8 protein-coding genes and 1 pseudogene are annotated in these 8,932 nt (G+C 68.9%); 8 read left to right on the forward strand and 1 reads right to left on the reverse strand.

Annotated features, from left to right (window positions below):
* The 8 genes and pseudogenes from H5J31_RS38750 to H5J31_RS38785 all read left to right on the forward strand — a co-directional run.
* A pseudogene (locus H5J31_RS38750) lies at nucleotides 1-358 on the forward strand (hypothetical protein); the annotation flags it as partial.
* A 14-nt stretch (nucleotides 359-372) separates the two neighbouring features.
* Nucleotides 373-1,965 (forward strand): DNA polymerase Y family protein, encoded by a 1,593-nt coding sequence (locus H5J31_RS38755; protein WP_181777637.1) that lies wholly within the window; start codon nucleotides 373-375, stop codon nucleotides 1,963-1,965.
* A gap of 2 nt (nucleotides 1,966-1,967) precedes the next feature.
* Nucleotides 1,968-2,120 carry a hypothetical protein gene (locus H5J31_RS38760; protein WP_181777631.1) on the forward strand — a complete coding sequence of 51 codons (153 nt, stop codon included), beginning with the start codon at nucleotides 1,968-1,970 and terminating at the stop codon, nucleotides 2,118-2,120.
* 3 nt (nucleotides 2,121-2,123) lie between these two features.
* A complete protein-coding gene (locus H5J31_RS38765) occupies nucleotides 2,124-5,477 on the forward strand; it encodes an error-prone DNA polymerase (protein WP_181777632.1) in 3,354 nt (1,117 codons plus the stop codon).
* A 106-nt stretch (nucleotides 5,478-5,583) separates the two neighbouring features.
* The gene (locus H5J31_RS38770) at nucleotides 5,584-6,093 is read left to right on the forward strand and encodes a hemerythrin domain-containing protein (protein WP_181777633.1); all 510 of its coding nucleotides are present in this window, start codon (nucleotides 5,584-5,586) and stop codon (nucleotides 6,091-6,093) included.
* 68 nt (nucleotides 6,094-6,161) lie between these two features.
* Nucleotides 6,162-6,644 (forward strand): VOC family protein, encoded by a 483-nt coding sequence (locus H5J31_RS38775; RefSeq protein WP_181777634.1) that lies wholly within the window; start codon nucleotides 6,162-6,164, stop codon nucleotides 6,642-6,644.
* A gap of 139 nt (nucleotides 6,645-6,783) precedes the next feature.
* The gene (locus H5J31_RS38780) at nucleotides 6,784-7,851 is read left to right on the forward strand and encodes a reverse transcriptase family protein (RefSeq protein WP_236005655.1); all 1,068 of its coding nucleotides are present in this window, start codon (nucleotides 6,784-6,786) and stop codon (nucleotides 7,849-7,851) included.
* Nucleotides 7,852-7,873: 22 nt separating this feature from the next.
* Nucleotides 7,874-8,461 carry a pentapeptide repeat-containing protein gene (locus tag H5J31_RS38785; protein ID WP_181777635.1) on the forward strand — a complete coding sequence of 196 codons (588 nt, stop codon included), beginning with the start codon at nucleotides 7,874-7,876 and terminating at the stop codon, nucleotides 8,459-8,461.
* A gap of 71 nt (nucleotides 8,462-8,532) precedes the next feature.
* Here the strand turns inward: H5J31_RS38785 and H5J31_RS38790 are convergent.
* Nucleotides 8,533-8,932: TNT domain-containing protein (locus H5J31_RS38790; RefSeq protein ID WP_181777636.1), on the reverse strand; the 400-nt coding region annotated here is incomplete at its 5' end.

Below are 8,932 nucleotides of genomic sequence, written 5' to 3' on the forward strand. Positions count from 1 at the left end.
TGCCGAGTTCCCGGCGGTGACCGCGGCGCTGCTCGACGGTTTCGACCTCGTGGTCGTCGGCCCGGGGCTCGCCCGGCCGGACATCGCGAGGCGGCTGTCCGCGCGAGCTCGCAACCGCGGTTCGGTCCTGCTCTCCCTGGGTTCCTGGCCGGGCGCCGAGGTCGAGCTGAGCTGCCGTCGCACCCGCTGGACGGGTTTCGAAGGCGATGGCGCGGGTTACCTGCGCTCCCGTGAGGTCGAGGTACGGACGGGTGGCCGGGGTGCGGCCGCCCGGGGGATGTCGGCGTTGCTGCGTTTTCCCGGCGAAGGCGAAGTCGAGAAGGCCGCCTTCCCGGCGGCTAGGTGGGGGACGGCGTGAACCCTCCTGTGCGCATGTTGGTGCTGTGGTGCCCGGACTGGCCGGCGGTCGCCGCCGCGGCCGTCGCGGGCGAACCCGTCGGCCGCCCGGCCGCGGTCTTCTCGGCGAACCGCGTGGTCGCCTGCACCGCGGTGGCCAGGGGATACGGCGTCCGCCGGGGGATGCGGCGGCGTGAGGCCCAGTCCTGCTGCCCGGATCTGGCGGTCTTCGGCGAGGACGACGGCCGGGACGCCCGGCTCTTCGAGTCCGTCGCGCAGGCGGTGGAGGAACTGGCCGTCGGGGTCGAGGTGGTACGTCCGGGGATCGTCGCCGTCCCGGTCGATGGTGCCGCCGGCTACTTCGGCGGCGAACACGGGCTCCTCGAACGTCTGGTGGACGAGGTCTCCGTGGCGGCGGGAGTGGAATGCCAGGTCGGCGTGGCCGACGGCCTGTTCGCCGCGACGCTCGCGGCACGCCGCTCGGCCCTGGTCGAGCCAGGGGAGACCGCGGACTTCCTGGCCCCGCTGCCCATCCGTGAACTCGACCAGCCCGAAGCCGGGCGAGCCGAACTGGTCACCCTGCTCCGGCAACTCGGACTTCGTACGTTGGGCGCCTTCGCCGCGCTCGACGAAAGCGACGTCTCCGGGCGCTTCGGGATGGAAGGCGTACTCGCCCACCGGCTGGCCCGAGGGCGGTCCGAACGTCCGCCGTTGCGACGGCGTCCGCCACCGGAACTGTCGCTCGCGAAGGCGTTCGACCCACCGATCGACCGGGTCGACGCCGCCGCGTTCGTGGCGAAAGGGCTCGGCGAGCAGTTCCATTCCGGGCTCGCCGCGCACGGGCTGGCCTGTACGCGGCTCGGCATCTACGCCACCACCGAGACCGGCGAGCAGCTCGGCCGGGTGTGGCGCTGCGCCGAACCGCTGACCCCGCTCGGCGTCGCGGACAGGGTGCGCTGGCAGTTCGAAGGCTGGCTGAAAGCCAAGGACAGACCGAAATCCGGTGTCGTACGGCTGCGGCTGGAGCCGGAGGAGACCGTCGAAGGCCGGTCGCTGCAGCTCGGCCTGTGGCAGGCGGGTGCGGCCGGTGCGCTGCGTCCGTGTACCGAGGACGACGGCCTGGCCGGGGAACGCGCGGGCCGGGCTTTGGTGCGGGTACAGGGTTTGCTCGGTCCGGAGAGTGTCTTCACCGCCGTCCTCGACGGCGGCCGTGATCCCGTCGAACGCGTCCGGTTGGTGCCGTGGGGCGACAGACGGGAGAAGTCGGCGCAGGTGGACGCGAACTGGGCCGGACGGCTTCCGTCACCGTCCCCGGCGACGGTGTTCGCGCGTCCGGTGCCCGCCCAGGTGCTGGACGAGGACGGCCGCACCGTGGAGATCACCGTGCGGCGCCGGGTCACCGCCGCGCCGTTCCTCGTGAGCTTCGAGGGTGGTGAGCCGCGTGAGGTCCTTTCCTGGGCCGGTCCGTGGCTGGTCGGTGTCCGCGCCGGGGCCGGGCACGCGCGGTCGGGGACCCGAATCCGGTTGCAGGTCCTGCTCGCCGACGGGAGAGATGCCGAAGAAGCGGTCCTGCTCCGCTTCGAAGGCCACAAGAATCCGATGTGGACGCTGGAAGGGAAGTACGACTGACCATGGACGAGGAGTACACGCGGCTGGTGCGGCGATGGCTGGAGGAACCGGTCGTCCCGGTGCAGCGAGCGGAGCTGGACACAGCCTGGTCGGCTTGCGTCCCGCGGGCGGAAGTGTTCGTCCCCGCGCCGAGACGTTCGACCGAGAACCGGTGACCGATGGGCTGGAACAACCCGCCTCGGCCGTGGAAGGACCTCGCCCGTGAACTCGCGGGCGAGGTCCCGCCCGGGGACGGCGGCGACAGCCCCGCGTGGAGTGCCAAACGGGAGGGCTATCGGCCTCCGTCGGATCTGACCGGGCTGATCGGCGACGACGACGGCGCCACGGCCAGGCGGGTGCCGTACGCGGAACTGCACTGCCACTCGAACTTCAGCTTCCTCGACGGCGCGAGTCATCCCGAGGAACTGGTGGAGGAGGCCGCGCGGCTGGGCCTGGACGCGATCGCGCTCACCGATCACGACGGCATGTACGGCGTCGTGCGCTTCGCCGAAGCGGCCAGGGAACTGGGTGTGCACACCGTTTTCGGCACGGAGCTCAGCTTCGGGCTGTCCGGGCCGCAGAACGGGTTCGCCGATCCCGAGGGCGAGCACCTCTTGTTGCTGGCCAAACAACAGGACGGCTATCTGAGCCTGAACCGGGCGATCACCGCCGGCCAGCTGTACGGCTTCGACCGCGAAACGCTGTCGCCGAAGGAGAGGGCGGAGAAGGGCAGACCGGTTTACGACCTGCGCAAGGTCGCGGAAGAGGTCGCCGGGAAATGCGTCGTGCTCACCGGCTGCCGCAAGGGCGCGGTGCGGAAGGCGCTCGTCACCGAAGGTCCCACTGCGGCCGTGACGAAGCTGAAGGAACTCATCGACTGCTTCGGCCGGGACAACGTCTACGTCGAACTGACCGATCACAGCCTTCCTTTGGACAGCACGCACAACGACCTGCTGAGCGAGATGGCCCGAGAGTTCGGGCTGCCGACGGTGGCCACCACGGCGGCGCATTACGCCCGCCCGGAACGCGCCCCGCTCGCCGACGCGGTCGGCGCCATCCGCGCCCGGCGGGGCCTGGAGGACATGGAGGGCTGGCTGCCCGCCGCGGGGACGGCGTTCCTGCGCTCGGGGGAGGAGATGGCCGGGATCTTCGCGCGGTATCCGGGAGCGGTGCAGCGAGCGGCGCTGCTCGGCCGGGAATGCGCGTTCGAACTCCACCACATCGAACCGAAGCTGCCGCCGTTCGAGGTTCCGGACGGCCACACCGAAGCGACCTTCTTGCGGGAACTCACCTATGCGGGCGCGAAGGACCACGAGAAGAACAAAACCGAGGAGTACCGCGAAAAAGCCCGGAAGCTGATCGAGCACGAACTGGAGATCATCGAAGAACTGGGCTTCCCCGGCTACTTCCTGATCGTCTGGGACATCGTGCGGTTCTGCCGGGACAACGAGATCCTCTGCCAGGGCCGGGGATCGGCCGCGAATTCGGCGGTCTGCTACGCGCTCGGCATCACCAAGGTCGACGCCGTGCGCTACAACCTGCTCTTCGAACGCTTCCTCGCCCCGGATCGCGACGGCTATCCCGACATCGACCTCGACATCGAGTCCGATCGCCGTGAGGAGGCCATCCAGTACGTCTTCGACAAGTACGGCAGGCTGAACACCGCGCAGGTGGCGAATGTGATCACCTACCGGGCGCGGTCCGCGGTCCGGGACGCGGCGCGGGCACTGGGGTATTCGCCCGGCCAGCAGGACGCGTGGAGCAAGCAGATCGACCGCTGGGGAGCGTTGCGCACCACGGAAAAGGACCACGATCACGACATCCCCGAGGAGGTGGTGGAACTCGCCGCCGCGCTCGAGGACTTCCCCCGGCACCTCGGCATCCACTCCGGCGGAATGGTGATCTGCGAGCAGCCGGTGAGCGAGGTCGTGCCGATCGAATGGGCGCGGATGGAGAACCGCAGTGTCGTGCAATGGGAAAAGGACGACTGCGCCGCCGCCGGACTGGTCAAATTCGATCTGCTCGGGCTCGGAATGTTGTCGGCCCTGCACTATATGATCGATCTGGTTCACGACCACAAAGGGGAAGAGGTCGACATCTCCGAATTGGATCTGAAGGATCAGAACATCTACGAAATGCTCTGCCGCGCCGACGCGATCGGCGTCTTCCAGGTGGAGAGCCGGGCGCAGCTGGCCACCCTTCCTCGGTTGCGCCCCAGGAGTTTCTACGACCTGGCGGTCGAGGTCGCGCTCATCCGGCCGGGTCCGATCCAGGGCGGTTCGGTGCATCCCTACATCCGGCGCAAGAACGGCCAGGAGAAATGGGACTTCGACCATCCGAAACTGGAGAACGCGCTGAAGAAGACCCTCGGCGTCCCGTTGTTCCAGGAACAGATGATGCAGATCGCCCTCGACGTCGCGGATTTCACCCCGGCGGAGGCCGATCAGCTGCGGCACGCCATGGGGGCCAAACGGTCCGAACGCAAGATGGAACGGCTCAAACGGCGATTCCTCGAAGGCGCCGCGAAGCACGACATCGGGGAGGAACTCGCGGAGAAGATCTTCGGCAAGCTCAAGGCGTTCGCGAATTTCGGCTTCCCGGAGAGTCATGCGCTGAGCTTCGCCCTGCTGGTGTTCGCGAGCGCGTATTTCAAGTACTACCACCCGGACGCGTTCCTGGCCGGACTGCTGCGCGCCCAGCCGATGGGCTTCTACTCGCCGCAGTCGCTGGTCGCCGACGCCCGGCGGCACGGCGTCACGGTGCTCGGCCCGGACATCAACGCGAGCCTCCCGCACGCGACGCTGGAACCCTTGCCGGAAGGGGGAGAACTGCTCGCCGTGCGGGGCGGTCTGTCCACCGTGCGGATGATCGGCGAGAACCTGGCGAAGACGATCGTCGAGGAGCGCGAACGCGGCGGCCCGTTCGCGGATCTGCCCGAGGTCGCCCGGCGGGTCCGCCTGACCAAACCCCAGGTCGAGGCGCTGGCGACGGCCGGCGCGTTCGGTTGCTTCGGCGAGAGCAGGCGGAGCGCGCTCTGGGCGGCGGGCGCGGTCGCCGACGAAAGCCTGGAGAAACTCCCCGGGCTCACCACCGGGGCCAAGGCGCCGATGCTGCCGGGGATGGACGAAATCGACGTCGCCGCCGCGGACGTCTGGGCCACGGGGGTGTCCCCGGACAGCTTCCCGACCCAGTTCATCCGCGGGAACCTCGACGAACTCGGCGTCGTGACGGCGGCGGGCCTGCGCGAAGTCCCGCACGGCACCCGGGTGCTGACCGGTGGCGCGGTGACCCATCGCCAGCGGCCGGCGACCGCGGGAGGCGTCACCTTCATGAACCTCGAAGACGAGACGGGGATGATCAACGTCATCTGCACGAGGGGCGTGTGGCAGCGCTATCACCGGGTCGCCCGCGGCAGTCCCGCGTTGCTGGTCCGCGGCGTGGTCGAGCGCACCGGCGAGGTGGTGAACGTCCTCGCCGAACAGATCCGGCACCTGCCGCTGCGGATCACCGCCAAGTCCCGTGACTTCCACTGAGCTCCCTTGACGGTCGCGCCGGGGCTGTGCTGTAGTTCGATCAACGTCGCAGTGCACCCGGCAAAGAGACCGTCGTGGGCGCGGAGGCGTCGGACCATGGGAAATCATGGAAACCCCTTCTTCCTCGAACGGCCGGTTGACGGCGTTCGGAAATCAACTCGTCCAGGTTCACAACTGGCTGCGTAAAGAGCTGGCCAGGTTGCACGACGACCTCGGGTCGGTCGCGGCCGGGCGCACCGAGCGGCTGCGCGATCTCCGGGCGCATTGCCTCACCTTCTGCTCGGCGCTCACCAGGCATCACACCGGGGAGGACGGCGGCGCTTTCCTTGTGCTGGCGGAGAAATTCCCCGAACTGCGCCCGTCACTCGAAGAGTTGGCGCACGACCACGACGTCGTGACCGAGATCCTCGAACGACTGGAGGAACTGGTCGCGGGTGTCGGGCCGGAGTCGCGCGCGGACGAGATCCTGCATGTGCAACGGGAACTCGACGGGCTCACGGCGATCATGGAGACGCATTTCCGCTACGAGGAGAAGCGCATCGTCGAGGCGCTCAACTCCCTGGACATGCCGGAGTGGCAGGACGCGAAACCGTCCTTCCTGCTGAAATCGCATTAGGACATGTTCTGTCCTATACGCCTTCTAGTGTTCTTCTCAACGCACCACGACGACTGAGGAGAACTTCGATGAGCAACCCGATTCCCGCCGGCTACCACTCGGTGACCCCGTGGATCATCTCGCGCGACACCGCGGGCGTGATCGACTTCCTCAAGCGGGTCTTCGACGCCGAACCGATGGGCGAACCGGTGTATGTCGAGGGCGGGAAGATCGGGCACGCCGAGGTCCGGGTCGGCGACTCGGTCGTCATGCTGTTCGACGCGCAGGACGACTGGGTCGAAACCCCGGCGTACCTGCGGCTCTACGTCGAGGACAGCGTGGAGACGCAGCGTCGGGCCATCGAGGCGGGCGCCGAAGAAGTCACGAGGCAGACCGAACTCTTCTTCGGCGACCGCGTCGGCCGGGTCCGCGACCCGTTCGGCAACCTCTGGTGGATCCAGACCCGGCTGGTCGACCTCGAATACCCGGAGATGGAGCGCCGCATGAACGACCCGAAGTTCATCGAGGCCATGAAGTACGTGTCGGGCTCGAAGATCATCCCGAGTCGCTGAAGTCGGTAGGGTGGTGACAGCGACGCGGAGGTGAGCCGGTGGATCACCACCCACTCCGGGGCAACCCCGGGGAGCACGACGACAGCAAGACAAGGCGCCCCGCGCGAGCGCGGCATGCTTCGCGTACGAGTCCGCGCGGATGACAGGAGAAAGAGTCACCTCCGCGTCGCTTCTCGGGCCCATGCCGGTCTGGCGGTGGCAGGTCGCCCGCTGGACGACGTTCGACGAATGCGCCGCCGCGCTCGACCTGACGCCGGGCGAACTCTCGTGGTTCGCCGATGCGAAAGGCTGGAACAGGCGCGCGGCCGACCCGATCCGGCATTACGGCTACCGCTGGATCCCGACCGCGTCCGGAGGGGTGCGGCTCATCGAGCGGCCGAAACCGCGGCTCGCCGAACTGCAGCGCCGGATCCTGCGGCACGTCGTCGAGGCGCTGCCGGTGCACGAAGCCGCGCACGGCTTCCGCCGCGGACGTTCGCCGATGTCCTGTGCCACGCCGCATGCGGGCCGGGCGACCGTGGTCAGGATGGACCTCGAAGGCTTCTTCCCCACGGTGTCCGCGCGCAGGATCTCCGCCCTGCTCGCACTCGCGGGGTATCCGGAGGCCGTGGCGGAGGCGCTGGCGGGCGTACTCACCACCGCCGCGCCGCCCGACGTCCTCGCCGCCGCGCCCGGCGGACGCCGTGATCCCGCCCGTCAGCGGCTGCTGAGAAACCTGGCGGCCACACATCTGCCGCAGGGCGCGCCGTCGTCGCCCGCGGTCGCGAACGCGGTCACGCATCACCTCGACCGGCGACTCGACGGCCTCGCGCGTTCCTTGGGCGCGGCCTACACGCGCTACGCCGACGATCTGGCGTTCTCCGGGAATTCCCTGCCGCTGCGCCGGTTGCTGCCCGGTGTCCGGCGGATCGTGACCGACGAGGGCTTTCGGCTGCGGGACGACAAGACGTCGATCACCGGTGCGCATCAGCGGCAACGGGTCGCGGGGTTGGTGGTGAACAGCGCACCGGCGGCGTCGCGGGCCGACTACGACACCCTGCGCGCGTTGCTCCACAACTGCGCCCGCACCGGGCCGGAGGCGCAGAACCGGGCCGCGCATCCGGACTTCCGTGCCCACCTGCTCGGCCGGATCGGCTGGATCGCCGCGTCTTCGCCCGCGCGGGCCGCGAAGCTGCGCGCGTTGTTCGACGGGATCTCGTGGCCGTGAGCGGGTATGCCATCCTGGACGGGTGATCGAAACCGGCGAAGACTACCGTGAAGCCGTCCTTTCCCAGCAATGGTGGGAAAAACGCAGTTTCGTCGGATGTGATTTCACCGAGGCCGACCTGCGTGGGCTGCGCACCCAGGGCTGCACTTTCGACCAATGCGACTTCACCAAGGTCGACTTCGAAGGCTCCCGGCACGAGGCGTCGGCGTTCCGGTCGTGCACCTTCGACCGCACGGTGCTGGCCGGCGCCCGGTGGAGCTCCTGCTCGATGCTCGGATCGTCCTTTGTGGACTGCCGCTTCCAGAAGGTCGCGTTCACCGAATGTGATCTCTCGCTGGTCTCGCTGAGTCGCAACCGGTTGTCCAAAGTGGACTTCGCCGGACTGCGGCTGCGCGAGGCCAACCTGACGGAGGCGGACCTCGCCGGCGCCGATCTGCGCGGTGCGGACCTCACCGGAGCCCGGCTGGCGGGCGCGAAACTCGAGGGTGCGGACCTGCGCGGGGCGCGGATCGACGCCAACGGCCTCGTACAGGCGAACCTCAGGGGCGTCCACGTGGACACCGAGACCGCCGTCGCCTACGCCGCCGCCCACGGCCTCGTCATCCACTGACCCCCGGCTGTTATGAACGGACCTTTCATAACAGGATTTGTTATGAAAGGTCCGTTCATAACACGGAAGGGCTAGTCGATCGGCGGTTCGCCCGGGTCCAGCTCGATGAGGTCGCCCTCGGCGAGCAGTTCCTCGATGGACGCCGGCAGCAGGTACGCCGACCCGCCACCGGGCTGGTTGAACCACGGGATCGCGACACCGGCGAGCGCTTCGAGCGGACGCTGCACGCGGTATACGTGATACGGCCGGTTGACCCACTCCGGCACGAGCGAGCGCTCCTCGAACGGCGTCCCGGCCGCGTAGGTCAGGTTGCCGTTCGGGCCGCCGAAGCGGTCCAGCTCGCTACCGGCGGGCAGCTCACGCAGTTCCTTGCCGCGGAACAGCGTCAGCGGCGGCTCGCCGTTGAGCGGCCCGATCGGCCAGTTCTGCTTGCTGTCCGGAGCTCCGGCACTCTGCGCGGCCGCCGGCGGA

It is taken from the genome of Amycolatopsis pittospori, assembly GCF_013870525.1.
GTDB lineage: Bacteria > Actinomycetota > Actinomycetes > Mycobacteriales > Pseudonocardiaceae > Amycolatopsis > Amycolatopsis pittospori.